Raw genomic sequence first — 25,816 nt, 5'->3', positions numbered from 1 at the left:
AGCATGCTCAACCGTGTCGCGGCAAGGAAATGGTCACAGCCAGACCCGGATCGGCGTTAGCCATGGCAAGGCGTCCGCCGTAGGCTTCGACGATGTCGGAAACGATGGCCAAGCCAAGGCCGTTGCTGCCGCCCCTGCTGTCGAGCTGGACGCCACGCGACAAGGCGGACTCCCGATCGGTATCCGCAATACCCTGGCCATCATCCGCGACGGTGACAATCACCTCTCCAGCTGCCTCCGATGCATCGACACGGACTGAGGACTTTGCATAGCGTGCCGCGTTCTCGACCAGATTACCGAGGATTTCCGACAGGTCGCCTTCGTCGATTGGCGCCGTTAGATCTTCCGCAACGTCCATCTTGAATGAAAGCTGCTTGCCGCTTGGTGTCCGTTTGACGACTGCAACGACGCCAGCCACGACGTCAGACACAAGGCAGGATGCCTTGCCGGAGACGCCGGGCGCGAGGCGCGCGCGCGCGAGCTCCCGCTCGACATGGCGCCGGATCGCTCCTGCGCTCTTCTCGATCTCGTCAGCCAGATCCGCCTCGCCTTTCTTGCGCAACGCTCGGATGTCGGCCGACAGGACTTGCAGTGGCGTCTTGAGGCCGTGCGCCAAATCCGTGGCACGCGAGCGCGCTCGCGAAAGCGCCTTTTCCTGGGCATCGAGAAGACGATTGATTTCGTCCGCGAGCGGCTGCACCTCGCTTGGTGCCACCACATCGAGCCGTGCCATTCGCTGCGCGATCACGTTTCTGACGGCGACCCGCAAGGTCTCCAGCGGAGCAAGGCCGATGGTGATCTGGATGAAAAACGCGGCCATTAGGACTGCAGCGAGCATCAAGAGAGCCGGAGCGAGATCGCGAACATATTCGCTTACAGACAACTCAACGGTTCGATGATCTTCCGCCACGATTGCACGAAAGGAATGGCCTCCAGCATCGATGATCGTACGCTCGACCGCAATACTGAGTTCTCCGCCCGGGCCCGTGAACTCCTCGACGGTTCGCAGCCCACCACTTGCGCTCCGGGCAGGGAGGAGCAGCTTGGCGTCCCATAATGATCGCGAACGCTCAAAACTGCCGGTGGCGATGTCCTCCACCTGCCAGTAGTAGCCGGAGAGTGGATTGGCAAACCGCGGGTCGGTCAGCACCGGGGTCACAACAAGGCGACCATCGCTGGCGAAAGTTGTTGCGCCGATGAGTTCGTTGAGGTCGACCGTTAGTTCGCCCACCACGCGCCGCTCGACGTGAAGTTCGAACAGATAGCGCAAGCCGGCGCCGGCGATCGCGAGTGCGACAAGAATCGAGATGGTTGCCGCCAACCACAGCCGGAAGCGGATCGAGTTTCCCATCAGGCGGGATCATCGGGCATCAGATACCCGAACCCGCGTCGTGTTTCGATGACATCGCTGCCGAGCTTCCGCCGCAACCGCGCTACAATGACCTCGATCGTGTTCGGATCGCGGTCGTTACCTGAATCGTACAAATGTTCGGCAAGTTCGGTCGGCGCCACCACCCTCCCGGCGTGATGCATCAGAAACGCCAGGAGCCGGTATTCCAGCGGCGAAAGGGAAACGGGTATCCCACGGAGAGTGATGCGCATCTGGCGGGTGTCAAGAAGCAACGGCCCGGACTTCAACACGGGTGCCGCCTGCCCAGCCGAGCGACGCAGGATTGCCCGCAACCGGGCAAGCAGTTCTTCCATTTCAAAGGGCTTCGGAAGATAGTCGTCAGCGCCGGAATTAATGCCCTCGACACGCTCCGTCCACATCCCCCTTGCAGTCAGAATGAGAACCGGAAACCGGCGCCCGTTGGCCCGCCAGCGCTTCAGGACAGTAAGACCATCGAGCTTGGGGAGACCGATATCCAGAACGGCAGCGTCATAGTTCTCCACATCGCCAGCGAACCAGGCAGTTTCGCCGTCCTGCACCACATCGACAGCCATTCCGGATGCCCTGAGAGCAGTCGCGACATCGGCAGCTATGCGGGCCTCGTCCTCAGCCAGGAGGATCTTCATCTGTCTTCCTCCCCGTCGTGCAAGATGACACCGGCACCGGCGTCCACATCGACGATCGTTCGCCGGCCATCGGCGCCGACGACCTGGAACCGGTAGATCCACTTGTTGGCTCTACGCACGAGATTGACCGCGACGACGTCACCCGGGGCCTGCGTGCGTACGATGTCGAGAATATCGGCAAGGCCCTTTATTTCGCCCTGCTCATAAAGGTCGCGCGCCCGGTCGTGGTCGCCATCGTCGTCCTCGTCGGCGAGCGTGCCGACCGGCTGGACCAGGACAAACACGGTCAGGCCCAAGATAGCGAGGCGCTTCAAGCTGGCCATCATGAACTCGGCTTGTCGCACGTCGAAGCTTTCAATCCGCTGTCAACCATCCTCAGCTGCCTGCAAGCAAGAGTTCTCTATCAAGGCATGATGGCCGCCAATCATGGCAGCGCCGAGAAGGACGTCGAAACCATGCGCAATTCCTTGTTTTTGCTCCTAGCACTTGGGACCCTGACCATCTTTGCCGCGCCGGCGGCTGCTGGATCGGACGAAGGCTCATGCAGCGCATCGTCTTCCGCCGCGCAGCCCGGACCGATCAATCTCGACGCTATCCCCATGCAGGATGCTACCGGCCCCAAGGCCATCAGGGGCGTGGGCGATGACGACGAATGCGGCGACGGTCTCACCTCAGACAAGGCCGCTTTGAACAGCACCGATGACGACGACGGCCTGGGAGAAGACGACTGAAATCACCGACCTAATCTTGCCTGGGCATCATTGACGCCAGGCCCCGCAGCTCGTCTCCAACGCCGAGTCCCCTTCGCTTCGCCAATTTGCAAGCCCGTCTCCGGAGAGTTTTTCTGATGATCGCAATCCAACATATCCACCCCATCCTCGTGCATTTTCCAATTGTGCTCATCTACACGCTCGTGGTCCTCGACCTCGTGGCACTTGCGAGCAGCAATGCCGTGACGAGACGCTCGGGCGTGGGCACGATTTCCACATTCGTTGCGCTCGCAGCAGGAGTCTTCGCCACAGGAACCTGGTTCTACGGCGGACTGGCGCTTGACCATGCCGAAGCTGCCGGCTTCAGCAGCGCCATAGCGGAGACGCACGAAAGCCTTGGCGGAATCACGGCATTTGCCCTTCTGACCTGGGGGGTCGTCAGATTCGCATTGTGGGTCCGCAATCGCGAGTTGGGATCACTGGCGATCGCCGTTCCGGTAATCGAAGTTGCAGGCGCGGCACTTGTAACCGTCACCGCCTACTACGGCGGCCTGCTTGTCTATGATCTGGGTGTGAATGTGGCCAGAGCCGCCACAGGCGGCTGAGGCCTGTCTCCAAGCCTGGCGACAATTGTCGATAGGCGAAGTGCCTGCATTCCCACCATGCTTCCGACCTCAGCCATGCGGCTCTGATTGAATGCTGGTTGAATGGGGTATGGTCCCGCCGAAGGCGCGCCCCGCCCTTGTTCGATGCTGGTGTCTGTTTTCATGTTCGAAGAACCAGCGCTTCGTCATCTCCGAGGCCAATAGATAGACCCCGGTGATGGCGATGAGCCCGACAAGCACAGGCAGAGGCAGAGGCACAAAGCCGAAGTTTGCGGCGACGGGAACGTAGGGCATCGCGATCGCGACAAGCGCGACAGCAAGCGTAAGCCAGGCAAGCAGCGGGCTGGGGCGGCTCATCCAAAACGCCTTGTGCGTGCGCACGATGAGCACGATGGCGAGTTCTGTCAGCAGCGACTCGACGAACCATCCTGTCTGGAACGTAGCCGCCGTCGCATTCGCAAGAAGCAGCAGGAAAGCGAAGGTTGCAAGGTCGAACAGCGAGCTGACCAGGCCAAAGCCGACCATGAATCGCCTGACGAAGCTGATGTCCCAACGGCGCGGCCGGCGCAGCTGGTCCCGGTCGACATTGTCGGTGGCGATGGCCAGCGAAGGAATGTCGGACAGGAAATTGTTGAGCAGGATCTGTGCCGCCAGGAGCGGCAGGAAAGGCAGGAACAGCGACGCGACGGCCATGCTGATCATGTTGCCGAAATTGGCACTGGTCGTGATGGAGATGTACTTCATCGTGTTGGCGAACGTCTTGCGGCCGTCGTCAATCCCGCGCACGAGCACGTCCAGATCCTGTTTGAGGAGGACGATGTCGGCGGCCTCGCGGGCGACATCAACAGCCCTGTCGACGGAGATGCCGATGTCCGCCTCGTGCAGCGCGGGCGCATCGTTGATGCCGTCGCCTAGATAGCCGACAACATGGCCACAGCTGCGCAAAGCCTGAACGATGCGCTCTTTCTGGTTAGGGTCAATCTCCACGAAGAGATCGGTCTGCTGGACGCCTGCGAAAAGTCCGCTCTTTGTCAGTTTCGACAGGTCTTCACCGGTCATGATCCTGTCAGCCCGCAGGCCGAGTGCGTCAGCAAGGTGCGCGGTGACGTAACGGTTGTCACCCGAAATGACCTTCACGGTAATGCCACGGTGAGCGAGTGCCGCCAGCGTCTCCATGACGCCGTCCTTCGGCGGATCGAGGAAGAGCAGGAAGCCAGCGAACGTCAGATCGGTCTCCTCCTTCCTAGATCCGGCGCCCTGGCTTTTGATGTGGCGGATTGCCACTCCCAGGACACGATAGCCGTCCGCGCTCCATCGTCGGAACTTCTCATCGATTGCGGCGCGAAGCGTGTCGTCCAAGGGTTGTGACCCTTTTGCGGTTCGAACAAACCCACAGGCGTTCAGGACATTCTGCACTGCGCCTTTTGTGATCAGGAGGTCTTCGGCGTCCTTGGTCCGCACGACAACGGAAAGGCGCTTACGGATGAAGTCGTAGGGAATCTCATCGACCTTCGCAAAGGCGGTCAACCTTGCGTCCCCGCCTTGCGTGCCGGCTATCGCTTCGTCAAGCGGGTTCTTCAATCCGGTCTGCATGGTCGCGTTGAGACGCGCCCAGAGCAGGACATCCGCCGATGAGTTGCCATCGGGATCGAGCCATCCATCGAGCTGAATGATCCCTTCCGTCAGCGTTCCGGTCTTGTCGGTGCAGAGCAGGTCCATGCTGCCCAAATTCTCGATGGCATCGAGACGGCGAACGATGACGCCATTGGCCGCCATGGCGTGGGCACCCCGAGCCAGCGTCACGCTGATAATCGCCGGAAGGAGTTCTGGCGTAAGGCCGACCGCCAGCGCCAGCGAAAACAACAGCGATTCAATCAGCGGCCGATGGAGAAGAAGATTGGCGAAGAACACCAGGATGACAATCGCCAGCATGATCTCCGTCATCAGATAGCCAAAAAGCCTGATCCCGCGGGCAAAGTCCGTCTCCGGGACACGTCGTTCGAGGGCCGCTGCGATTGACGCGAACTCGGTGCGCTGGCCGGTTGCCACCGCAAGCACAGTCGCGGTGCCACTGCGGACCGACGTCCCTGCGAAGACGGCGTTGGCGCGCTGTGCGACGGAAGCGCCCGGCGCCGACCGGCCCGGCGCTTTTACAACTGGAAAGGTCTCGCCGGTCAGGACTGCCTCGCTGACATTGAAATCGCGCGCATCCAGAATGATGCCATCAGCGGGAACAAGGTTTCCCGCCGAGAGACGGATCACATCGCCGGGCACAACCTTTTCGGCTCCGATCGAGCGCTCGACGCCGTCACGCAGGATTGCGACCTTGCGCGAAATGCGCCCTTTGAGCGCCTCTGCCGCACGTGACGCGCCGTATTCCTGGGTAAAACTCAGGACACAGCTAGCCAGCACAATCGCGCCGATAATCGCAGCCTCCTGGCTCTGACCGACCAAGGCCGACACGGCGGCCGCGAAAATGAGGATCAGGACAAGCGGACTACGGAACTGGCGGACGAACACTGTTAGTATCGAGGTGCCTGACTGCGATGCTGGTGTGTTTGTGCCGAATTTCGACAGCCTTGATACGGCCTCGGAGGTGCCAAGCCCAGAGACCGACGTCTTGAGGCGTCGCAGAAGATCATTGATCTCCATTGACCAAAAGGCGTCGTCGTCAACAATTCCCGTCGGTGCGGGGACGGGTTGTTGGCCGACTTCGCCGGGCACGATACCAGAAACCATCAGCATGACATGAAGCGGTTGATGCTGCTGTCTTCGATCAGCGAGCGGGTGACACCGCCAAAGGCCCATTCCCGCAGGCGGCTGTGGCCGTAGGCGCCGGAGACGATCAGGTCGGCATGGATTGAACGCGCAAACGCAACCAGCCGGTCGCCCTCCGCCTCGCCAGCCAGCAGTTCGGTTTGCGGCATGATGCCATGGTTTTCGAGATAAGCCGCGACATCGGCGAGGCTGTATCGGGCGCTCTCGCTGCGGTCTGTATCGATGGTGGCGACAATGACCTCGTTGGCCACGGCCAGGAAAGGCAATGCATCGGCTATCGCCCGTCGCGCCTCCCTGGTGTCCTTCCAGGCGACCAGCACGGTCTGTGCCATGACATGTTCGACATTGCTTGCGGTGACGAGGACTGGTCGGCCTGTTCCCAGCGCAAGGCTCCCGACATCCACGGCACGGAAGACATCTTCTCCATCCCCACCACCGGTAACGATGAGGTCGGCGGCTCGGGCGGAAACGCTCAGGAAGCGGGTTGGACTGCTGACTGCCTGCCCCCATTCGCTGCTCACCGATGCCGGAACCAGCTTCTCGAATTCGGCACGCAGCTCCGCAAGCCGCTTCTCGATCTCGGTTCGCTGGACCTGCAAGATCTCGCCTTCGTAGACCATGCCGCTGCCGGTGGCGACGAGCGGCGGAACATCTGCAGCCGCCAGGCCGATAAGGTGCGCTCCAAAACGCTCGGCCAGTTCGACGCCCAGTTTCACAATGGGTGCAGGAGATGCATCCACAGCGAGGTTAACGATGATCGACTTGTAAGACATTGCGGGGCGCCCTTCGGTGAAGATGTCGACGTTCGATGAAGTGCATCCGCCAGCCTCCGTCGCCTTGACGCGGGTCAAAACGCAACGCCTTTCGATTACCCCCCGGGCGACGGCAAGAACCTCTGCAAGGTGGGCCACCCGACGCGATCACTCGCGCTCGATCTGTCCTTTGATCATGATCAAGGCCAACCTTGGTGAAGGGAATATCGTGCAGTCGCGAAGGAGAATTGCGATGGAATATATCAAAGCCGATGAGGCGTTATGGGCATCCAGCATGTTGCCCGAGGGTATCTTGGAGCGTTGGTTCATTGCCAGCGGTGACGCGGTAAGGGCTGGCGATCGGATAGCAGAAATTCGAGTCGAGGATGCGCTGCACGAGATTGTCTCGCCTGCAGCCGGCCGCGCGACGATTGTCGCCGCGGCGAATGCCGTCATCGAACCCGGCTCGATCCTGGCAACGCTGGAGTCCCGATCTGCGTGAGGCGGGCGACGCCTCACGCCGACAATTGCGCGCGCCCCTCAACCATAGTCTCAAGAGCGTAGCCACTGCAGACCCAACACCCCGTCGCCTGGCCGCGCCGCCGACCGGTTGCGTCCTCCTAGGAGGAGGCTAGCCGCAGATCGGCTCAAGATCGTCATGGCCGCAGCGGTCATTACCGTTGGAGGCTTTCGATGTAAGCAAGGATGGCGTCGATTTGATCGGGGCTGGCAACCCACTCTGGCATGTCGGGATGGCCCGTTGAAATGCCCTCGGCCAGCGCCTCCTCGAGATCGACAATCGGATAGCGCTGCGACAAGACGCGAAATGCAGGCGCGTCGGGGTGGCTGCTTTTGTCCGTTCTTCCGATGGCGTGGCAGCGCGCGCAATTGGCTTCGACCAATGCCTTCCCGTGCGATACCGGGTCGGCGCTTGCGCAACCGCCGGACGGGCCAAGTGCCGCAGCAAGGGTCACCACATGGAGAGCAGATGCTGAAAGCCGGCTCAGCCGTGGCGGGTTCATCGCAATACCCATCCGGTGGTTTTGTCCATAGCTGTACTTCCTCGATAGCCGATCACGCTGCCGTGCTCGCCGCGATGTCTTCGATGGCGCTCTCGGCTTGCCTGCGCACGCGTCTGGCCATGTCCGAGGTGAGCCGCGACCCAACACGGGCGAAGTTGCCGGCCTCGGTCGCATAAGCTGAGGTCGCGTTCTGCAGAAAATTGCTGGTGACATCGAAAACGTCCACGAACTCGCCACCAGCGAAGAGATCATCGATCAGTTTGACGTTTTGCTCGCAGCGGCGTTTGAGGAAGGAAAGCGTTTCGATCTGATAACTTATGACGGCCTTGAGAGCAGTCGCCTGAAGGTCGGCCGCGGCAAAGAGGAACTTCTGGCCATTGGTCATCGTCATTGGGTCCATTCCGTTCGTCATGGGTATTTCAAGAAAGCTAACCCGAGCCGACGGAACGTCGTTGATCGAGATCAATGTATCACCTTGCCGCAGTACCCAGGCGCGGAACCCTTGACCCAGATCAATACGGCTCCGTCAGCAAGGTGCTTTGATGCAGCCCTCGTCAGGTTTACCGGCTTTGGCGAAGCGGGCGCGGAGGATCGCGCCGAAAGCGCGGATTCGCGAAGCGATGAACCAACTCGGCAAGGGTTCCTGGCGAGCGGTCCGCCGACCTCGGGCTCTGGCGCCCCTTCCCTGGAGGGGTGGACGGGTCGAGGCGGCGGTACCTGCCGATCAACTCGCTCGCAAGGAGAAGACCCATGGCCGAAGCTGCCACCAAACTGCCTGTCAAAACAGAAAAGAGCACTGCGCCGGCCCCAGCCGGCAACTGGACTGGTCCGTTCGAAAGCCTGCGGCGTGAAATCGACCGGCTCTTCGACGATTTTCATCCGTTCGACTTTCGCCTGCCTTCGACACGCTCCCTCTTTGGTCGCGAACTGCCGGCGCTGCGCAATGCGGACTGGCTGGTCGCGCCGGCGATGGATCTCGTCGAGAAGGACAAGGAGTATGAGATCACAGTCGAATTGCCCGGCATCGACGAGAAGAACGTCGAGATCAAGCTCGCCAATCGCATACTGACGCTCAAAGGCGAGAAGAAGGAGGAAAAGGAAGAGAAGGACAACGACTACTATCTCTCCGAGCGTCGCTATGGTTCCTTCCAGCGGTCGTTCCAGCTGCCTGAAGGCGTCGACGCCGACAAGATCGATGCGACCTTCGCCAAGGGCGTGCTGACGGTGAAGCTGCCCAAGACCGCGGAAGCCCAGAAGGCCGAGAAGAAGATCACAGTCAAGGCCGCTTGATATGAAGTTCGGTCACCGCTCAACGCCCAGCCGGCGTTTGAGGCGATGGGCATAGCAATCGACACCGGCGCCGCTCAAGCAGGGCGTCGCCGTCTCTGCTCGTCCATTCGAACCGGAAGTTCACTGCCTTCGGCCGGATTGGCGGCATGGGTCTGCTTGCGCGCTTTTGCTTCAGCAATCTCCAACTTCTGGCGCTCCTGCGCCAGCAAGTCCTCGATCACGCGGCGTCGCTCGGCGTCCACCTCATATCGAAGAAGATCCGCGAAATGCGCAATATTGGCGCGCGCGATATAGCGGTCCATGACATGCCTCAACGCATGGAAACTTGGCATATTTTACTCTCGAGAGCGCTCCGGGCCTAGCTCTTTTTGACCGAGATCAATGCCGGCATCCCCAATCATATGGCTTGTGGGCAAATGGAGTAGCTCGCCTGAAGGAGGCTCTGATGCGCACTTTGCCCAGTATTCTGGCAGCGGGACTCATGCTGGCCGCCTCAGTGGCGCCTGCAATGGCCGGTGCCGACGATGATTCCGGCTGGTGGCCCCGCTGGGGCATGAGTCGAATGATGATGGGCCAATGGGGCATGGGCGGCCCGATGGGCGGCTTTGACTCAGACGAGATGCTCGATCGCATTGACGGACGAGTTGCTTTCCTCAAGACGGAACTGAAAATCACGGACGAACAGGCGCCGGCCTGGGATGAGCTTGCCGGCGTCATCCGTAGCACGGCCGAGGCACACAACGAGTTGATGCGCGGTATGATGCAGGAATTTCATGACGGTGACTTCCTGAAGAAGCCGTTGCCCGAGCGGCTCGCCTACCAGCAAACCCATCTCGAAGCACGCCTCGAACAGGTGAAATCGATCAGGGCGGCGGTTGAGAAACTGTACGCGACGCTGAGCGACCAGCAGAAGAAGGCAGCCGACGAGATCGTCCTGCCGATGATGGGCATGGGGCTGTCGGGCGGCTTCGGGCATGGAATGATGTTCAGATAGTCTCCATTCGCTGAAGGAGACATGGCCATAGAGAGCGGAGTGGGATATCCATCGTGCGAGCCGCCGATGCGGGCAATCTGCGCAGGAATCTGGCGCAACCTCGTCGTGTTTCGACTTCTGGGCTTTCTGGCGGCACTGGCTGCGCCCGGCATGACCCATGCATCTGGCTCGACGATCTTTCCAACGGAAGTTGTCTACGGCAACAGGACCGAAGAGACCGAAGAGGCCAGGGTTTGCGAGATCATCCTCGATGTCAGCAGCCCGCCATCGCGCGAACTCGTCAAGTTCATAACGCTTGGCGGATACACCAAGGCCGACGGGGCGGTGCTGGCCGGCTTTCTCATGGGTGTGGCCGACATTGTGGCAGTCGAACGAGCCGACCTCGCGCAGATTGCGAACGCGAACTTCAATTCCGCGACCTTCAGTTCGCTGGGCCAGTTGAACTACGAAACCTATGATGACGGTACGATAATGGCGACGACGCAGAACGCCGAGTTTGCCGCTCCCTTCCTCAACGCCGTGCTTGCCGGAAACTATGAGTTGAGTTTCTCCCGCTCGGAACCGGGTGCCGAAATGAGGACCTACAAGATCCTGCCTGCTCCGTCCGAGACCATTGCGGACAACTTCATTCGCTGCATGGATGGCCTGGCGATGCAGTCTCGGCAGGTTCGATCATCGATATCGACAAAGATGAGCGCGCAACGGGAGGGAGGTGGCAACGGGGTCAGCATGACATCGGATCAGGCAGGTCAACCCTTCACCCGCCAACGTCAAGGAAGGACGGCAGACCAAGAGTAGGAAGATCATCCCATTATAAAAGGGGAACATACTCAGCTTTTCGCCGGCAACTTGATGCGGCTCAATGCGAGAGTCTTCTTATGCATTAACATGCCCGTATGGAGATGAAGGAGTTCCCTGATGATCCACACTTCGACTGCAAGTCTTACCCACTCGGCCGAGCAGGCGCAGCAATGGGTGAGCGAGCTCGCCCGGGACTTGGGCTGGAATGAACGGAACGCATACCGGTTTCTGAAATCCGTCCTTCACACGTTGCGGAACTGGCTGTCGCCGGAGGAAATGGCCGACCTTTCCGCTCAGCTGCCAACGCTTATCAGGGGTGTCTATTTCGAAGGCTGGAAGCCGTCGGACGCACCCGTGTCGGAACGAAAGAAGCGCGACTTCGTCATCAGCGTCAGGGACAGCTTTGGCTACGAACCGGGCGTCGATATCGATACGGCGATCAAAGCGGTCTTCAAGCTCCTCGACCGTCACATTTCGCATGGCGAGATCGTGCAGGTTCGCAATTCGATGAAGACGTCGCTCCGTCATCTGTGGCCGGAAGGTTGACCGATGTTTCGCGACCGTCAGGAAGCCGGACAAAAGCTCGGCATCGAACTGGAGAAGCTCCGGCTGCATCAGCCTGTCGTGCTGGCATTGCCGCGGGGCGGCGTTCCTGTCGCCGCAGAAGTGGCCAAGGCCCTCAGGGCCCCACTTGACCTGATTATCGTGCGCAAGGTGGGAGCGCCGGGGAACCCCGAACTGGCTGTTGCGGCGATCGTCGATGGCAATCCTCCGGATGTCGTGCTCAATCGAGACATCGTCGAAGCCTACTCGCTAGACGATGACCAACTTCGCACTTTGATCGCCAGAGAGCGGCCCGAGATGGAGCGCCGGCGGCTTGCCTATCGCGGAAAACATCCGCCGTTGTCGATCGCTGGAAAGACCGCAATCATCGTCGACGACGGCGTCGCGACCGGCACGACGATGAAGGTCGCGATCCGTGCCTCAAAAGACGCTCGCCTCGAGAGGTCGTCGTGGCCGTTCCCGTGGCGCCCCCGGACACCTTGGCTGAGCTTGCCTGCGAAGCGGATTGGATTGTTTGCCTCAGTCAACCGGCGCATTTTCATGCTCTCAGTCAACACTATCTCGGCTTCCGGCAACTGTCCGACGGAGACGTCGTCTCCGCGATGGACAAAGCGGCCCGGTCGCAAAGTGCCAGGCAGCGCGGGAAGCAAAAACAGATCATCGCGACAAAGAAACAGCGGCGCGAAACAGTCGCAGAAAAGTAGGAGGTCGGTCCATGCTGGTCCGCACACTCTCTACCTTGGAATGCACGAAATTGCTCACGGCCAATCGTGTCGGCCATCTGGCTTGCGCAAAAGACGGACAGCCCTACGTCGTACCGTTCTACTACGCCCATGCGGACAATCATCTCTATGCATTTTCCATGCCCGGCAAGAAGATTGACTGGATGCGAACCAACCCGCTTGTGTCGGTCCAGGTGGACGAACACGGCCAAGGGCGAGGATGGAGAAGCGTAATTGTCGACGGCCGTTATGAAGAACTACGTGATCAGCTCCCGCGCGATCATGCATGGTCGGTGTTGAGCAAGCACCCCGATTGGTGGGAACCGGGTGCGCTCAAACCGGTCATTCCTCCCGCCTCCGACAGTGCGCCGCACGTTTTCTTCCGGATCCTCATCGAGCAGGTGTCAGGCCGGGCGGCGAGCGAGTAAGCCGCCCCGAGAAGGCACTGTTTGATGAGCGTCAAGGTGCCCGGCCGCGAATGCCACAACAGTCGATGCGTTCCACAGGACCGCAAGGCATGCAAACTCCGATTTTTTCTGCCCATGGGGTGACCAAGGTTTACCACGCCGGCGAGATCGAGGTGTTCGCCCTGCGTGGCGTCGATCTGGATCTGTACGAGGGAGAGATCGCCGTCCTGCTTGGGCCATCGGGCAGCGGAAAGTCGACTCTGCTCAACATTATGGGCGGGCTTGATCGCGCGACCGCAGGCGAGGTGCACTTTCGCGACCAGGATCTGACCACCTTCTCAGAGAGGCAGTTCACCCGCTTCCGGCGCGCTCACGTCGGCTTCGTGTTCCAGTTCTACAATCTGATCCCGAGCCTGACCGCTTGGGAAAACGTCGCGCTGGTCACAGAGATTTCGTCCAATCCGATGGAACCCGAGGAGGCGCTGGAGATGGTCGGGCTCAAGGACCGCCTGACGCATTTCCCCGCCCAGCTCTCCGGCGGCGAGCAGCAAAGGGTGGCGATTGCCCGGGCAATCGCCAAGCGGCCGGAAGTGATGCTGTGCGACGAGCCCACCGGCGCCCTGGATTCGAAGACGGGCGTTCTGGTCCTGGAGGCGCTGTCGCGGATCAACGAGGAGATGAAGACGACGATGGCCATCATCACCCACAATGCCGGTATCCGGCAGATCGCGCATCGCGTCTTCACTTTCAGGGACGGTCGCATTGCCGATGTCGCCATCAACGACCAGCGGGCACGGCCCGCCGAAGTGAGTTGGTAGCGTCGTGTCGGTTCTCGATCGCAAACTTCTGCGCGATCTGCTGCGAATGTGGGCGCAAGTCCTCGCCATTGCGCTTGTCATGGCATGCGGCGTCGCGACGATCGTCATCGCCGTCGGCGGCTATCGCTCGCTGGAGCAAACCCGCAACGCATTCTACGACCGCTACAGGTTTGCCACCGTCTTTTCCGGGCTGACGCGCGCGCCGCTGCATCTTCGCGAGCGCATCGCATCGATCGCGGGGATAAGCGGCATCGAATTGCGTATCGTCAAGCCGGTTTTGCTGGACATGCCTGGCATGGCGGAGCCGGCAACCGCCATTGCCGTCTCCATCCCCGATCGCGGCGAGCCTGCTGTCAACAGACTTTACCTGCGCAACGGCCGGCTGCCCGAATCCGGACGGCCCGGCGAGGTAGCGGTGACCGAGCGTTTCGCGACCGCGCGCCGCATGGCGCCCGGAAGCACGTTCGATGCCATCCTGAACGGCCGCAAGCGGACGCTTTCCGTCACGGGCATCGTACTTACACCCGAATACATCTACGCGCTCGGCCCTGGCGACATGGTGCCAGACCCGCGGCGCTTCGGCGTCTTCTTCATGCCCCGAACCGTACTTGCCGGCATCTTTGACATGGATGGCGCATTCAACGATGTCGCCATGCGCACCCAGCGCAGTGCCGGCATCCAGGCGGTCGAGGACGCAGTCGATCGTATCCTGAAGCCATATGGAGGAACCGGGACGCATGGGCGCACCGACCAGATATCCCATGCATTTCTCGACAATGAGCTGATCCAGCTCCGTGCAATGGCCACCGTCATCCCCCCGGTGTTCCTCTTTGTGTCCGCCTTCCTGGTCAACATGATCCTGTCACGGTTGATCGTGCTCGAGCGCGAACAGATCGGGTTGATGAAGGCCGTTGGATACGGATCGGGGGCAATCGGCTGGCACTATGGAAAGCTGACGCTGGTGATCGCGTCGATCGGCATCGCTATTGGCGCGGGTGCCGGCAATTGGCTAGGCCACGGCCTCACCACGCTTTATGCGCGGTTCTTCTCCTTTCCCTTCCTCATCTTCCAGCAAAGTCTCGACCTCTATGCCGTCGCCGCCACCACAAGCGCACTGGCGGCCCTGTTAGGCGCGGCACGGGCGATCTGGAGCGTCATCACGCTTCCGCCGGCGGTCGCCATGCAACCACCTGCACCGGCTCGATACCAGAGCTTCCTCACGGGCGAAGGCCGTCTCCTTTCGGCGTTTTCGCAATTGACCATCATGGCGTTCAGACATCTGCTGCGCTGGCCTTTGCGCTCCTTGCTGACGGCGTTGGGGATCTCACTCGCCGTCGCTCTGCTGGTCACTGCGCTGTTCTCCTTCGATTCCATAGCGTTCATGGTCGACACGGTTTTCTTCCGTGCCGAGCGGCAGGACGCGACCTTGTCATTCGGTGTGGAGCAATCAACACGCGCCCTGCAGTCGGTCGCCGCCATGCCTGGCGTGCTGCGCGCCGAACCGTTCCGGGCAACGGCTGTGATCCTGCGCCACGGCCATCGCGAGCGCCGGCTGGTGATCTCCAGTGTTCCGCCAAAGGCTGATCTCGCCAGGGTTCTCGATCTCGATCTCGCTCCGATCGATCCGCCACCGGCCGGCCTCACGCTATCCGAAAGGGTCGCATCGCTACTCGACCTGCGAATTGGAGATTTGGCGGAGGTCGAACTGCTCGAACGGGCGCATCAAATGGTCCGCGTTCCCGTGACCAGCATTGTCCAGAGCTATGTCGGGCTCGCCGTCTACATGCGGACCGAGGCACTCGACCGGCTGGTTGGCGGCGGACCACGCATTTCCGGGGTCAGGGTAGCTATCGATCCGGCACGCCTCGGCGACCTCTACAGCGCCGTCAAACAAACGCCGGCTATCGCCTCGATCGCGCTGCAGGGCATATCGCGTCAGCGCTTCCGTGAGACGATTGGAGAGAACATCACAATCATGACCACCGTCTACACGGCGCTTGCCGTCATCATTGCCTTCGGCGTTGTCTACAACTCGGCCCGCATTCAGCTTTCCGAGCGCGCCCGAGAACTCGCCGGCTTGCGCGTGCTCGGCTTCACCAGAAGCGAGGTTTCGAGCGTCCTGCTCATAGAACTGGCAGCCATCGTGGCTCTGGCGCAGCCTCTTGGCTGGATGCTCGGCTATCTCTTCTCGTGGTCGGTGGTCAGGGGCTTCGAAAGCGATCTCTTCCGCATACCGTTCGTGGTCAACCGTTCGACTTTCGCGCTTGCCAGCCTGGTCGTGCTCGCAGTGGCCACGCTGTCGGCACTGATTGTGCGGCGTCGCATCGACCGACTGGATCTCGTGCGTGTCCTCAAGACAAGGGATTAGTCCGATGAAGTCGATCTGGATGAAACGCCTCGGACTCGCGCTTGTCGCGCTTGTGTTGATTGCAGGTTTCGGCTGGGCTTTGCGCGAGCAGCCAACGCTGGTGGATTTGGCTGAAGTTGCCGCAGCGCCGATGCGAGTCACGGTCCGAGAGGAAGGAATGACGCGGGTGCGCAACGTCTACACAGTATCGGCGCCGATTGCGGGCCATCTGACGCGCACGGTGGTCAACGAGGGTGATGTGGTGAAGGCGAACAATACTGTTGTCGCTGCCATCCATCCGCTCGACCCACCACTGATCGACCGGCGGGCGGAAGCCGAATTGCTCGCCAGCCGCGATGCAGCGCGCGCTGGTGTCGGTGTTGCAGAGGTCGAATTGCAGCGCGCGCAATCGGCTTTGAAGCTTGCCGAGGACGAATTGGTCCGCGCGCTCAAACTGTTCGGATCCGGCTTTGTCTCGGAGAGCGCTTTGCAGAAGCTCACCAACGAAGTCGACGTGCGGAAAGCCGCGGTGGATGCGGCGAAAGCAGTCATTCGGCTCAGAAACGCCGAACTTGCCAACGCAGAGGCTCGCCTGCTGCAGCCCGATCCGTCGGACCCGACCGGTGACAGCTGCTGCGTCAACCTTCTCGCACCCATCGACGGAACGGTTCTTGCCGTCATGGCAAGGAGCGAACAAGCGGTAGCGGCTGGCGCCAAGATCGCCGAGATCGGCAACGTCCACGATCTGGAAATCGCTGTCGACCTCCTTTCAAGTGATGCCGTTCGCATTGCCCCTTGGACAGGGGCTAAGATCAGCGATTGGGGCGGCGATCATGGGTTGCGTGCGACGGTGAGACGCGTCGATCCAGCGGCATTCACCAAGGTTTCCGCGCTTGGCATCGAGGAGCAGAGGGTTACGGTCGTTCTGGATCTGGAAGACACCGACGTCCGGCTCGGCCACGGATATCGGGTCTTTGTCGAAATGACAGTCTGGGCGTGCGCCCAATGCCTGCAGGTGCCGATCGGCGCGCTGTTCAGAAACGGCGACCGGTGGAACGTCTTTGTCGCTGACGGTGGTCGCGCTAGGCAAGTGGAAGTGCAGGTCGGGCACATGAATGACGATGTCGCCGAGGTGCTGACGGGTCTGAAGCCCGGCGCTGCCGTTGTCGTCCACCCGTCCGACACCCTTGGCGATGGTGGCCCGGTGGAGAGGCGTCAATAGCCCTGGCCGACCGCAGAAACGGGCCGGTCCAAGTGTTTTCGTTGATCAGCGCGCCAGAAGGGTTGGCAGGGACGGGCCTTCGAGCATCGATTTGGTGACGCCGCCGAAAATCCGTTCACGCAACCGCGAATGACCGTATGCGCCCATCACCAACAGCTCGGCGCCACAATCGACTGCGTGCTGGCGAAGAACGTCAGCGACAGAGTGGTTCGCACTCGGCAGACGGTCGACCGTGACTTTGACGCCGTGCCGGGCAAGATAGGCTGCGGCATCGGCACCAGGTTCCGCCCCGTGATGGGTTTCGCCCTCGACAGGATCGACCAGGGCGAGATGCACCTCGTCGGCGCCGATCAGCATGTCGAGCGACTCGCGAACGGCGCGCGATGACTCCAGGCGGGTATCCCACGCAACCATTACGCATTTCGGCTTCAGCGTCGGCCTAGAACCCTTGGGGATGAGCAGCAAAGGCTTTCCGGAAGAAAATAGCGCGCCCTCGACCACTTTGCTTTTCAGCGTCTCGCCGGCAAGCACTTCCGGTCCCACAATGGTGATATCGGCATACCGGGCGCGACGACCGATGGTCTCGTCGGCCCAGCCGGCTTCCGGATATGCGCTGACGGTATCGGCGGAAAGCGCGCGGCCAGCAAGGAAGGCCGCCACGACCGCTGTTCTCTTCTTCAGGAGTTTCTCATCTGCCTGGCGCTCCTTCAGCCAGTCTTCTGAGACGACCACTGCGAACTCTCCTACCGGCGGCGGCGCGGCGAGCGTCACCACGAGAACAGCGAGGTGCGCACTGACCTGCTCGCACAGGCCGGCAGCGAGTTCCAGATCGACGTCACTCATGCCCGGCTCCGTGACTGTGAGTATCGTTTTGAATGACATCGCAGCTGCTCCTGACCGCTGAGTTTGGCTTCAATTGCACCTGCAACCGTAACGAGATGGGTCGCGGCGTTCATTGAGCTGAATCAAAGATCATCTGCGGCGCCTCAATTGATCCCGATCAACTGCGACGCGCGCCGAAGGCGTAAGCTTCAACCGATCAATCGGTGGACACGAAGATGAAGCTCCTGATCGCTGCAGTTTCCACAAGCCTGGCCTTCAATGCGTCAACTGCGCAGGAAATGAGCTACGGCCAGGCGGAATACCTGAACTCCTGCGCGGTCTGCCATGGTCTCGATGGCAAAGGCGACGGCCCCTTGGGCGACGAACTGATGAAGCGCCCGGCCGACCTGACGCGTCTCTCGAAAAACAATGGTGGCGAATTTCCGTATTGGCGCGTCTTTGCCATGATCGACGGCCGCACCATGGTGCCCGAACATGGCGAGCGCGATATGCCGGTCTGGGGCCGCCAATTCCTGCCCGATGACGTCAGGAAATACGGGCCAAGCGCCGGAGAAATCGTCACCACGGAACGGATCCACAACCTGGCAGGCTACGTCCAGACACTGCAGCGATAGACGCCAGGTGGAACGTTCTCGCGGGCACCGCGCAGAGGAGCCATGCAATGATCGTTGAAAGGCAGGAAGCCGCGGGCGCGCTGCTGCTCGATCCCGCCACATATGGCGAGACCGGACCAGTGGAAGTGGTTGAAACCCATATCTCGCGCATCTTCCTGGTCGGCCGACACGCCTTCAAGCTCAAGCGAGCGGTCAAGCTGCCCTATGTCGATTTCTCGACGCCTGCCCTCCGCCTCACCGCCTGCGAGAAGGAAGTGGAGCTCAATTCGAAGACCGCGCCGGGCCTTTATGCGGGTGTGCGACGGATCACGCGAGGGATCGACGGCAGGCTCGCGTTCGACGGAGCCGGAGAGCTGGTTGATGCCGCAATCGAAATGGTGCGCTTCGACCAGTCGAAGCTTCTCGATCGAATGGCGGTCGCAGGCCAACTGACGCCCGCGCTGCTGACGACGGTCGCGGGCATGATTGCGCGATACCATCGCGGCGCGTCGGAGATCCACACAGGCAGCGGGTCATCGAACCTCGCTGACGTGATCGACATCAACGCGGCCGGCTTTGCTACCAGCCATGTCTTTCAAACAGACGAGATTGAGCAGTTCACCGAGGCCTTTCGTATCGCCCTCGCCCGCCATTCCGCCCTCCTCGACCGGCGAGAGGCCGCGGGCAAGATCCGCCGCTGCCACGGCGATCTGCATCTGCGCAATATCTGCCTGTTCGACGGCGGGCCCCGGCTCTTCGACTGCATCGAATTCAATGACAAGATAGCCGGCATCGATGTACTCTACGACCTCGCCTTCCTGTTGATGGACCTCTGGCACCGGGGCTTTCCGGAATTCGCCAATCTGGTGATGAACCGCTACCTAGACGAAGCCGACGACGAGGACGGGTTCATCCTGCTGCCTTTTTTCATGGCGGTGCGAGCCGCGGTGCGCGCGCATGTCACTGCAACGCAGGTAGAGGAAGGCAGCTCCGACTCCGAGAGGCTGGTTGCCGAGGCCAGGTCGTATTTCGAACTCGCCCGAACTCTGCTCAGAAGCGAGCCTCCGCGGCTGATCGCGATCGGCGGCCTGAGCGGCTCCGGCAAGACGACCGTCGCCGAGGCGCTCGCCCCCTATGTCGGCGCGCCGCCTGGCGCGCGCATTGTCGAGAGCGACCGCATCCGTAAAGCCATGCATGGGGTGCCCGCCGAAACGACGTTGCCGGACAGGGCCTATCGACCGGGCGTGTCGGAACGAGTCTATCGCCAAATGGTATGGCGCAGCGAATTGATCCTTTCCCAAGGCGGTTGCGTTGTCACTGATGCCGTATTCGACCGAGAGATAGACCGTGACCGGATTGAGAAGGTCGCCCGTGAGCGGGGCATCGCGTTTGCCGGATTTTGGTTGGCGGCGGACGCGCTCGTTCTCTGGCAGCGCGTGAGTGAGCGCAAGGGTGGCCCTTCCGACGCCACTGTCGACATACTCTCCCGGCAATTGCAGCGTCGCGAAGCTCAGACCACCTGGCGCAGGGTCGAGGCCGATCGAAAGCTCACCGACATCACCGCTGAATTGCTGGATTGCTTGCTATCTGCTTCTTCCTCTTCTCGGAGCGTCTCTTTGAAGGAAGCATCGTAAGAAGAAGCTATCGCGTTCAGCCGACCTCCAAGGTTGCCAACGACAGGCCTGCCTGGTCGGGGTGGTGCGCGATGGAGAAGCCGAATTCGCGACACATAGCCAACATCTTGCTGTTTTCGCTAAGCATTATACCTTCGATTCGGTTGATCTTGTCTGCCCTGGCATAGTCGATGATCTGCCTGAGCAGTTCCCAGCCAAGGCCGTGGCCCTGCAGGTCCGTACGGACCAACAACGCATATTCTCCGACCCTATGGTCAGGATCGCAGGAAAGCCGGCCGACCCCGGCCAGCGCGCCGGTGCCCGCCTCCAGCGCGACGAAAGCGATATCACGGTCATAGTCGAGTTGGGTCAACCGCTTGAGCATCTGGTCCGGGAAGTTCCTGCGCGGGGATAGGAACCGCAGGCGCAGATCGTCCGGCGAAATCCTCGCCAGGAATTCGGGATAGAGCACAATGTCGGCCGGCTTTATCGGCCGGATATGATAGCGGGCGCCGTCCGCGGAAAAATCCCTGCTCCAGCCTGATGGGTAGGGCCTTATTGCGAGCGCCGGGTTTGGCGCTGGCTGCTCCACGCGTTCTGGATCGATCTCGATGCGGGCATCGAGCGCGATCACGCCGTCGGCATCAGCCAGCAGCGGGTTGATGTCCATTGAGACGAGACATGGAAAATCGACGACCATTTGCGACAGCCCGTTGAGCGCGGCGATGATTGCCCCACGATCGGCCGGTTGGCGACCGCGATAACCGGCAAGCAGCCGGCTGATCCGCGTCTGTTCGATCAGGTCGCCCGCGAGAACATCGTCGAGTGGCGGCAAGGCGATCGCTGTGTCATCCAGCACCTCGACCGCCACTCCGCCGGAGCCGAACAGGATGACCGGACCGAAGATCGGATCCCGGCTCATGCCGAGGATGAGTTCCTGGGCGTATCTTCGCACCACCATGGGCTGGATGGCATAGCCTTCAACAGTGGCTGTCGGAGCCTGCTTGCGCAACCGGGCCCGGATCGCGGTTGCGGCGTCCCTAGCGACAGAGGCGGCGGCAATATTGAGCACTACCCCGCCAATGTCCGACTTATGCGAAATTGCCTTCGACCACAGCTTGACGACGACAAGTTCGGACGTTTTGAGCAGGTGTCTGGCAGCCGCCTCTACCTCGGCAGGAGATCTGGCGACGATCGTCTCGGGCACGGCAATGCCATAGGCGGAAATAACGGCCTTGGCCTCCGGCTCCGTCAGCATGCGCCGTCGCTCGCTCGCCACTTGTCTGAATATGGCAAGCACGGTGTCGCGGCCGCCGACTGTATCCTCGCGGCGGCTCGATGGCGTGCGCAGCAGCGCCCGCTGAGCTTGCGACCAGTCGCTGAGGTAGGAAACGGCGATCGCGGCGTCTGCAGGCGTCTCGAAGCTGGCCACTCCGGCACCCTGCAGGACACGCCGGCCCTCGCGCGCCGTGCGTTCTCCCAGCCAGCAGCCCAATACCGGCTTTCCGCAGATCCTGCCTGCCTTGGCAAGTTCGGCCACCGCACCTGCCGCCGCGAGCGGCGAGCCAAGTCCCGTCGGGCAGTTCATCACCAGGACGACGTCAGTTCCAGGGTCTGCCGCGACGGCTTCGACCGCAGCCTTGTAGCGCTCGGGCGCCGCATCGCCGACGATGTCCACCGGATTGGCGTGCGACCATGTGCGCGGCAACACGTCGTTCAATCGCTCGATCGTTGTCTGCGAAAGCTCGGCCAGCTCGCCATTGCCGTCGACGAGTTGGTCGACGGCGAGCACGCCTGCGCCACCGCCGTTGGTGACGATACCGACACGGGCTCGTTCCAGAGGCGAGAAGCGGGCGATCGTTTCAGCGGCATCGAACAATTCAGCGAGACCTTTCACGCGCAAGATGCCCGCCCGCCGGAGAGCTGCCTCCACTACCCGATCGGCTCCTGAAAGTGCGCCGGTGTGCGTCGCCGCGGCCTTTGCCGCCAACTCATGCCGACCCGGCTTTATCGCGATGACCGGCTTGATGCGTGCGGCCGCCCGTGCCGCAGACATGAACTTGCGCGGATTGGGTACGGTTTCGAGATACATAACGATGGCCCTCGTGCGCGCGTCGCCAGCCAGCATGTCGAGGCAATCTCCAACATCGACATCCGCCATGTCGCCCAGCGAGACGATTTGCGAGAAGCCGATATTGTTGTCCGCCGCCCAGTCGATCAGCGAAGTGGCAATGGCGCCGGATTGCGACAACAGGGCTATGTTGCCGGGTCTGGCTGCCATATGCGCGAAACCGGCGTTGAGCTTTTTGGGCGGGAGCATCAGACCAACCGTATTCGGCCCTATGATGCGTAAGAGTGTGGGCCTGGCGGCATCAAGCATCGCCTGGCGCAAACCGTTTTCGCGCGTAAGCCCCGCAGTCAGGACGACTGCCGCTCGTGTCCCCTTCTCCCCGAGGTCGCGCACGATACCGGGGACCGTCTCTGGTGGCGTGACGACTACCCCCAGATCCGGAACGCCCGGCAATTCGGCCGCTGTCGCATAGCAGCGTCGCCCAGCCACTTGCGAATATTTCGGATTGACCGGCCAGATCTCGCCCTCGAAGCCGCCGTTGACGATGTTGTCGAAGACGACACGACCGACAGAGCCGTCGTGCACCGATGCGCCGAACACGGCAACCGACTTCGGGGCGAAAGCATGTTCGAGATTTCGGATCGTCACCCCTATTTCTCCGTTCGTGGCGATAGTTGCCGGTCGATCTTGCCCGTTCATTGCGTTGGATCAAAGTCGCCTTCGGTTGTCGCTTTCAACTGCGGGGGTTCTGCCGCGGCCGGTTGCCCAGACGACTGCCCGCAATGCGACTGGCACCAGGTCGCCCCAGGTCGTCTCAGGGCGCGAAAGGTGATCGCGGCGCAAACCGAAACCTCTGGCGGTTGACCAAAATCAAGGCCCACAAGATCGGCAAGCATAGAGTTCAGCGGAAGCCGTCTACGAACCGCTGAAAGGATAAGGTGATGGCGAAGAGAACGGACAAGATCGAGGTTGGCATGGATCTGGCCGTGAGGTGCCGCGTCACCGACACCTGGCAGGACGATCTAGGTGACCAGTGGGCCACAGTCCTGATCGAGGGCTACGACGTCCCGATCACGTTAAAGGTGGTCCACTTCTTTCCGTTAAACGACGGCGACTAATCGTTTGCATGAGGCGGATCGCGACAGAGCGGGCCAGCATCCGCGTGAGGTGGCACGCTGAAACCTGGTGGCCAGCGCTCCCCCGTTGATCGAGCGAGACCGGATAGGCGAAGACCCGGCTTCGCGACCTCCGGTGCTTTAGATAAAATCGGAAAGCATCGCATGAACGAGTCTGCCCTGCGACGCGCGTTGCTGGTCATCGCCATCCTGGGCCTGGCCATCGGGTTATGGATCAGGCAATTCGGCTTTGGATCCATCGAGGCAGGCACGGTCTGGACGGTGGCGACCTTGCCCGTAGTGGTGGCTCTCGCCATTTCCATCTTGCGCGACTTCTGGATCGGCCGTTTCGGTCTCGATGCGATCGCGCTGGTCTCAATGTCCGCGGCACTGCTCCTGGACCAGCCCTTGGCCGCAGTTGTGGTGGCGATAATGTATGCTGGCGGCACAGTGCTCGAGGATTTTGCCCGCGGTCGGGCCGAACGGAACCTTAAGGCGCTGACCGACCGGGCGCCGCGCGTCGCACATCGAAAGTCGGCACAAAGTACAGATACGATCTCCGTGGATCAGGTTTCCGTCGGCGAAGAACTCCTGGTGCGAGCCGGCGAATTGTTGCCTGTCGATGGGATCCTGCTCGATGCTTCGGCGTCTGTTGACGAGTCGGCGGTAACAGGAGAGCCGCTGCCGGTACGGCGAAGCGCCGGCGACGCGCTGCGCAGCGGCACCCTCAATGCCGGCGAGCCCTTCAGCATGCGGGCTTCCGCTCTGGCTGAACAGAGTACCTATGCGGCGATCGTGCGTATGGTCGCCGCGGCGCAGACTGCGAAAGCGCCGTTCATCCGCATGGCCGACCGCTTTGCCCTGTTCCTGTTGCCAGCCACCCTACTGGTCTCGGGTACCGCATGGTATGCTTCCGGCGATCCGATCAGGGCGCTTGCGGTTCTCGTTGTCGCGACGCCTTGTCCGCTCATCCTTGCAGCCCCTGTCGCCTTCATTGGCGGCGTTTCGCGCGCCGCGCGTGCCGGCATCTTGATGAAAGGCAGCGCGGCATTAGAAGCCCTCGCGCAGGCGCGCACCGCGATTTTCGACAAGACCGGGACCTTGACCATCGGTGGCGCCGAGCTCGTCGAGATCGACGTTGCACCCGGCGACGAAGCTGACCAGTTGCTGCAGTCGTTGGCATCGTTGGAGCAGGCCTCGCACCATGTGCTCGCCGACTCGATTATCCGCGCGGCCCGCGGCAGACAGCTGATGCTTTCACATCCGCATGGCGTCCATGAATATCGCGGAGCGGGCTTGAAAGGGCAGGTTGGCAATGTATCGGTCCTTGCAGGATCGCGAATGCTGGTGCTCGCCGGCAGGCCGCTGCCCCGCTGGACGCTATGCGGTGAGGAGCAATACCGGAACGAGCCCGTGCTCAGGGTCTTCGTGGCGTTCGACGGGCGCCTTGCCGGCGTATTCACCTTCGGAGATGCCCTGCGTGCGGATGCTCGCGATGCGCTCGGCACCCTCCGCAGCGCCGGCATCGAGCGTATGGTCATGCTCACCGGCGATGACGGCGCCGCGGCAGAGCGAGTGTCGGCATTGCTTGGCCTCGATGCCGTCATCGCCGATGCAACTCCGGCGAAAAAGGTTGCGACTGTCGAAGCCGAGAAGGCCCTGGCACCGACAATGATGGTGGGCGACGGCATCAACGATGCCCCTGCCCTCGCCGCCGCAACGGTCGGCATCGCCTTGGGCGCCCGCGGCGCCACCGCCTCTTCCGCAGCCGCAGACATTGTCGTTTTGACCGACAGGCTGCAGCCAGTCGCCGAGGCTGTCGAGATTGCCCGGCGAACACGGACGATTGCCCTGCAAAGCATCATCGTCGGGCTGGCGCTTTCGGGGATGGCAATGGCAGCGGCGGCCATGGGACAGATCACTCCGGTTGCCGGAGCACTGCTGCAAGAGGGGATCGACGTGGCGGTTATCCTGAATGCGCTACGCGCCCTGGGCAATGGACATCTCGGACGCCGATGACCGATGATACGAAGCGGATGGATGGATAGCACCATGACGCAGCAGGATTTGGTGGTTTGCAGCAAATGCGGCGGGGTCAATCGCCTGCCGGCAATCCGCAATGCCAAGGCTGCGAAATGCGGAAAGTGCGGGAACAGGCTGTTTTCTGGTCATCCCGAGGACGTCGATGCCCAGGTTTTTGATCGACAGATCACGCGAAGCAATCTGCCCGTTGTCGTCGATATCTGGGCACCCTGGTGCGGCCCGTGCAAGATGATGACACCGGCCTATGAAGCGGCAGCGCAGGAACTGGAGCCGCATGTCCGGCTGATCAAGCTGAATTCGGACAGGGAACAAGCCGTCGCTGCCAGGCTTGGTATCCGCGGCATCCCGACCATGATCCTGTTCCACGGCGGGCAAGAGGTTGCGCGCGTCTCCGGCGCGATGAGTGCTGGGCAAATCGTCAGGTGGGTTCGCGACCACCTGCCGATGGCCACAGCCTGAGAGCCGCAACCTCATGGATACGCTCATAGCC

Annotated in this window: 27 protein-coding genes and 1 pseudogene; 18 read left to right on the top strand and 10 right to left on the bottom strand. The window is 61.5% G+C overall.

All coding sequences use genetic code 11. From position 1 onward, the window contains the following. Positions 1–7: 7 nt before the first annotated feature. Genes EN780_RS02530 through EN780_RS02520 form a run of 3 tightly spaced genes read right to left on the bottom strand, consistent with a single transcriptional unit; the run spans position 8 to position 2,339 of the window. Complete coding sequence (locus EN780_RS02530) at positions 8–1,351, bottom strand: HAMP domain-containing sensor histidine kinase (RefSeq protein WP_128271889.1); 1,344 nt, start codon at positions 1,349–1,351, stop codon at positions 8–10. Further along, the gene (locus EN780_RS02525; RefSeq protein ID WP_128271887.1) at positions 1,351–2,016 is read right to left on the bottom strand and encodes a response regulator transcription factor; all 666 of its coding nucleotides are present in this window, start codon (positions 2,014–2,016) and stop codon (positions 1,351–1,353) included. The genes EN780_RS02530 and EN780_RS02525 overlap by 1 nt, the downstream gene beginning before the upstream one ends. Continuing rightward, complete coding sequence (locus EN780_RS02520; RefSeq protein ID WP_245499851.1) at positions 2,013–2,339, bottom strand: hypothetical protein; 327 nt, start codon at positions 2,337–2,339, stop codon at positions 2,013–2,015. Before EN780_RS02520 ends, EN780_RS02525 begins: the two co-directional genes overlap by 4 nt. Positions 2,340–2,351: 12 nt before the next feature. Here EN780_RS02520 and EN780_RS02515 point away from each other — a divergent pair, with 12 nt between their 5' ends. Then, complete coding sequence (locus tag EN780_RS02515; RefSeq protein ID WP_128271883.1) at positions 2,352–2,747, top strand: hypothetical protein; 396 nt, start codon at positions 2,352–2,354, stop codon at positions 2,745–2,747. Positions 2,748–2,863: 116 nt separating this feature from the next. Beyond that, the gene (locus tag EN780_RS02510) at positions 2,864–3,331 is read left to right on the top strand and encodes a DUF2231 domain-containing protein (RefSeq protein ID WP_127282026.1); all 468 of its coding nucleotides are present in this window, start codon (positions 2,864–2,866) and stop codon (positions 3,329–3,331) included. 69 nt (positions 3,332–3,400) lie between these two features. Here the strand turns inward: EN780_RS02510 and mgtA are convergent, their stop codons facing one another. Then, a complete protein-coding gene (gene mgtA, locus EN780_RS02505) occupies positions 3,401–6,076 on the bottom strand; it encodes a magnesium-translocating P-type ATPase (RefSeq protein WP_245499850.1) in 2,676 nt (891 codons plus the stop codon). After that, complete coding sequence (locus EN780_RS02500; protein WP_127310000.1) at positions 6,070–6,882, bottom strand: universal stress protein; 813 nt, start codon at positions 6,880–6,882, stop codon at positions 6,070–6,072. Before EN780_RS02500 ends, mgtA begins: the two co-directional genes overlap by 7 nt. Positions 6,883–7,057: 175 nt before the next feature. Between EN780_RS02500 and EN780_RS02495 the strand changes: the two genes are divergently transcribed. Then, on the top strand, positions 7,058–7,363 hold the full coding sequence (locus EN780_RS02495; RefSeq protein ID WP_245478243.1) for a lipoyl domain-containing protein: 306 nt from the start codon (positions 7,058–7,060) through the stop codon (positions 7,361–7,363). A gap of 172 nt (positions 7,364–7,535) precedes the next feature. On the opposite strand, the gene EN780_RS02490 is transcribed toward EN780_RS02495, so the two are convergent. Next, a complete protein-coding gene (locus EN780_RS02490) occupies positions 7,536–7,895 on the bottom strand; it encodes a cytochrome c (RefSeq protein ID WP_127282023.1) in 360 nt (119 codons plus the stop codon). A 40-nt stretch (positions 7,896–7,935) separates the two neighbouring features. Next, positions 7,936–8,274, bottom strand: coding sequence for a phasin family protein (locus EN780_RS02485; protein WP_127282050.1), 339 nt, complete (start codon positions 8,272–8,274; stop codon positions 7,936–7,938). 359 nt (positions 8,275–8,633) lie between these two features. Here EN780_RS02485 and EN780_RS02480 point away from each other — a divergent pair, with 359 nt between their 5' ends. Next, positions 8,634–9,173, top strand: a complete 540-nt coding sequence (locus EN780_RS02480; protein ID WP_127282022.1) for an Hsp20/alpha crystallin family protein — start codon at positions 8,634–8,636, stop codon at positions 9,171–9,173. Positions 9,174–9,247: 74 nt separating this feature from the next. Here the strand turns inward: EN780_RS02480 and EN780_RS02475 are convergent, their stop codons facing one another. Continuing rightward, positions 9,248–9,475: a hypothetical protein gene (locus EN780_RS02475; RefSeq protein ID WP_127282021.1), complete on the bottom strand. Its 228-nt coding sequence runs from the start codon at positions 9,473–9,475 to the stop codon at positions 9,248–9,250. A gap of 143 nt (positions 9,476–9,618) precedes the next feature. Between EN780_RS02475 and EN780_RS02470 the strand changes: the two genes are divergently transcribed. The 9 genes and pseudogenes from EN780_RS02470 to EN780_RS02435 all read left to right on the top strand — a co-directional run bounded on the left by EN780_RS02470 (position 9,619) and on the right by EN780_RS02435 (position 17,048). Further along, entirely contained in the window at positions 9,619–10,167 is a 549-nt protein-coding gene (locus tag EN780_RS02470; RefSeq protein WP_245478241.1) for a Spy/CpxP family protein refolding chaperone, read from the top strand. Between the two features lie 21 nt (positions 10,168–10,188). Further along, complete coding sequence (locus tag EN780_RS02465) at positions 10,189–10,965, top strand: hypothetical protein (RefSeq protein WP_245478242.1); 777 nt, start codon at positions 10,189–10,191, stop codon at positions 10,963–10,965. 120 nt (positions 10,966–11,085) lie between these two features. Continuing rightward, complete coding sequence (locus tag EN780_RS02460) at positions 11,086–11,514, top strand: DUF2267 domain-containing protein (protein WP_127282020.1); 429 nt, start codon at positions 11,086–11,088, stop codon at positions 11,512–11,514. Positions 11,515–11,517: 3 nt separating this feature from the next. Further along, a pseudogene (locus EN780_RS41505) lies at positions 11,518–11,910 on the top strand (phosphoribosyltransferase family protein); the annotation flags it as partial. Between the two features lie 71 nt (positions 11,911–11,981). After that, a complete protein-coding gene (locus EN780_RS41500) occupies positions 11,982–12,236 on the top strand; it encodes a hypothetical protein (RefSeq protein WP_348631237.1) in 255 nt (84 codons plus the stop codon). 11 nt (positions 12,237–12,247) lie between these two features. Then, positions 12,248–12,682: a pyridoxamine 5'-phosphate oxidase family protein gene (locus EN780_RS02450; RefSeq protein ID WP_127282018.1), complete on the top strand. Its 435-nt coding sequence runs from the start codon at positions 12,248–12,250 to the stop codon at positions 12,680–12,682. Positions 12,683–12,771: 89 nt separating this feature from the next. Beyond that, complete coding sequence (locus tag EN780_RS02445; protein ID WP_189556340.1) at positions 12,772–13,479, top strand: ABC transporter ATP-binding protein; 708 nt, start codon at positions 12,772–12,774, stop codon at positions 13,477–13,479. A 4-nt stretch (positions 13,480–13,483) separates the two neighbouring features. Then, a complete protein-coding gene (locus tag EN780_RS02440; protein ID WP_128271879.1) occupies positions 13,484–15,847 on the top strand; it encodes an FtsX-like permease family protein in 2,364 nt (787 codons plus the stop codon). A gap of 4 nt (positions 15,848–15,851) precedes the next feature. Continuing rightward, complete coding sequence (locus tag EN780_RS02435; RefSeq protein WP_127282017.1) at positions 15,852–17,048, top strand: HlyD family efflux transporter periplasmic adaptor subunit; 1,197 nt, start codon at positions 15,852–15,854, stop codon at positions 17,046–17,048. Between the two features lie 45 nt (positions 17,049–17,093). Here the strand turns inward: EN780_RS02435 and EN780_RS02430 are convergent, their stop codons facing one another. Next, a complete protein-coding gene (locus EN780_RS02430; protein ID WP_127282016.1) occupies positions 17,094–17,930 on the bottom strand; it encodes a universal stress protein in 837 nt (278 codons plus the stop codon). A 176-nt stretch (positions 17,931–18,106) separates the two neighbouring features. On the opposite strand from EN780_RS02430, the gene EN780_RS02425 reads away from it, so the two are divergent. Both EN780_RS02425 and EN780_RS02420 read left to right on the top strand, forming a co-directional pair. Then, positions 18,107–18,505: a cytochrome c gene (locus EN780_RS02425; RefSeq protein ID WP_127282015.1), complete on the top strand. Its 399-nt coding sequence runs from the start codon at positions 18,107–18,109 to the stop codon at positions 18,503–18,505. Between the two features lie 47 nt (positions 18,506–18,552). Continuing rightward, a complete protein-coding gene (locus EN780_RS02420; RefSeq protein WP_127282014.1) occupies positions 18,553–20,118 on the top strand; it encodes a bifunctional aminoglycoside phosphotransferase/ATP-binding protein in 1,566 nt (521 codons plus the stop codon). Positions 20,119–20,134: 16 nt separating this feature from the next. Here EN780_RS02420 and EN780_RS02415 read toward each other — a convergent pair whose 3' ends face one another. Next, complete coding sequence (locus EN780_RS02415; RefSeq protein ID WP_128271877.1) at positions 20,135–22,816, bottom strand: bifunctional acetate--CoA ligase family protein/GNAT family N-acetyltransferase; 2,682 nt, start codon at positions 22,814–22,816, stop codon at positions 20,135–20,137. 293 nt (positions 22,817–23,109) lie between these two features. On the opposite strand from EN780_RS02415, the gene EN780_RS38620 reads away from it, so the two are divergent. From EN780_RS38620 to trxC, 3 genes are all read left to right on the top strand, one after another. After that, positions 23,110–23,286, top strand: a complete 177-nt coding sequence (locus EN780_RS38620) for a hypothetical protein (protein WP_189556338.1) — start codon at positions 23,110–23,112, stop codon at positions 23,284–23,286. Positions 23,287–23,448: 162 nt separating this feature from the next. Continuing rightward, positions 23,449–25,302, top strand: coding sequence for a heavy metal translocating P-type ATPase (locus tag EN780_RS02410; RefSeq protein WP_128271875.1), 1,854 nt, complete (start codon positions 23,449–23,451; stop codon positions 25,300–25,302). Positions 25,303–25,335: 33 nt separating this feature from the next. Then, positions 25,336–25,785, top strand: a complete 450-nt coding sequence (gene trxC, locus EN780_RS02405) for a thioredoxin TrxC (protein ID WP_128271873.1) — start codon at positions 25,336–25,338, stop codon at positions 25,783–25,785. The last annotated feature ends 31 nt before the right edge of the window (positions 25,786–25,816 follow it).

It is taken from the genome of Mesorhizobium sp. M4B.F.Ca.ET.089.01.1.1 (genome assembly GCF_004022605.1).
Classification (GTDB): domain Bacteria; phylum Pseudomonadota; class Alphaproteobacteria; order Rhizobiales; family Rhizobiaceae; genus Mesorhizobium; species Mesorhizobium abyssinicae.
The sequence above is the reverse complement of the archived record's forward strand: the minus strand, read 5'-3'. Positions and strand labels throughout refer to the sequence as shown.

Bases quoted from the DNA above. Each gene is read 5' to 3' on its own strand.
- EN780_RS02530 (WP_128271889.1), bottom strand. From the start codon at position 1,351: ATGGGAAACTCGATCCGCTTCCGGCTGTGGTTGGCGGCAACCATCTCG.
- EN780_RS02525 (WP_128271887.1), bottom strand. From the start codon at position 2,016: ATGAAGATCCTCCTGGCTGAGGACGAGGCCCGCATAGCTGCCGATGTC.
- EN780_RS02520 (WP_245499851.1), bottom strand. From the start codon at position 2,339: ATGGCCAGCTTGAAGCGCCTCGCTATCTTGGGCCTGACCGTGTTTGTC.
- EN780_RS02510 (WP_127282026.1), top strand. From the start codon at position 2,864: ATGATCGCAATCCAACATATCCACCCCATCCTCGTGCATTTTCCAATT.
- mgtA (WP_245499850.1), bottom strand. From the start codon at position 6,076: ATGCTGATGGTTTCTGGTATCGTGCCCGGCGAAGTCGGCCAACAACCC.
- EN780_RS02500 (WP_127310000.1), bottom strand. From the start codon at position 6,882: ATGTCTTACAAGTCGATCATCGTTAACCTCGCTGTGGATGCATCTCCT.
- EN780_RS02495 (WP_245478243.1), top strand. From the start codon at position 7,058: ATGATCAAGGCCAACCTTGGTGAAGGGAATATCGTGCAGTCGCGAAGG.
- EN780_RS02490 (WP_127282023.1), bottom strand. From the start codon at position 7,895: ATGGGTATTGCGATGAACCCGCCACGGCTGAGCCGGCTTTCAGCATCT.
- EN780_RS02485 (WP_127282050.1), bottom strand. From the start codon at position 8,274: ATGACGATGACCAATGGCCAGAAGTTCCTCTTTGCCGCGGCCGACCTT.
- EN780_RS02480 (WP_127282022.1), top strand. From the start codon at position 8,634: ATGGCCGAAGCTGCCACCAAACTGCCTGTCAAAACAGAAAAGAGCACT.
- EN780_RS02475 (WP_127282021.1), bottom strand. From the start codon at position 9,475: ATGGACCGCTATATCGCGCGCGCCAATATTGCGCATTTCGCGGATCTT.
- EN780_RS02470 (WP_245478241.1), top strand. From the start codon at position 9,619: ATGCGCACTTTGCCCAGTATTCTGGCAGCGGGACTCATGCTGGCCGCC.
- EN780_RS02465 (WP_245478242.1), top strand. From the start codon at position 10,189: ATGGCCATAGAGAGCGGAGTGGGATATCCATCGTGCGAGCCGCCGATG.
- EN780_RS02460 (WP_127282020.1), top strand. From the start codon at position 11,086: ATGATCCACACTTCGACTGCAAGTCTTACCCACTCGGCCGAGCAGGCG.
- EN780_RS02450 (WP_127282018.1), top strand. From the start codon at position 12,248: ATGCTGGTCCGCACACTCTCTACCTTGGAATGCACGAAATTGCTCACG.
- EN780_RS02445 (WP_189556340.1), top strand. From the start codon at position 12,772: ATGCAAACTCCGATTTTTTCTGCCCATGGGGTGACCAAGGTTTACCAC.
- EN780_RS02435 (WP_127282017.1), top strand. From the start codon at position 15,852: ATGAAGTCGATCTGGATGAAACGCCTCGGACTCGCGCTTGTCGCGCTT.
- EN780_RS02430 (WP_127282016.1), bottom strand. From the start codon at position 17,930: ATGTCATTCAAAACGATACTCACAGTCACGGAGCCGGGCATGAGTGAC.
- EN780_RS02425 (WP_127282015.1), top strand. From the start codon at position 18,107: ATGAAGCTCCTGATCGCTGCAGTTTCCACAAGCCTGGCCTTCAATGCG.
- EN780_RS02420 (WP_127282014.1), top strand. From the start codon at position 18,553: ATGATCGTTGAAAGGCAGGAAGCCGCGGGCGCGCTGCTGCTCGATCCC.
- EN780_RS38620 (WP_189556338.1), top strand. From the start codon at position 23,110: ATGGCGAAGAGAACGGACAAGATCGAGGTTGGCATGGATCTGGCCGTG.
- EN780_RS02410 (WP_128271875.1), top strand. From the start codon at position 23,449: ATGAACGAGTCTGCCCTGCGACGCGCGTTGCTGGTCATCGCCATCCTG.
- trxC (WP_128271873.1), top strand. From the start codon at position 25,336: ATGACGCAGCAGGATTTGGTGGTTTGCAGCAAATGCGGCGGGGTCAAT.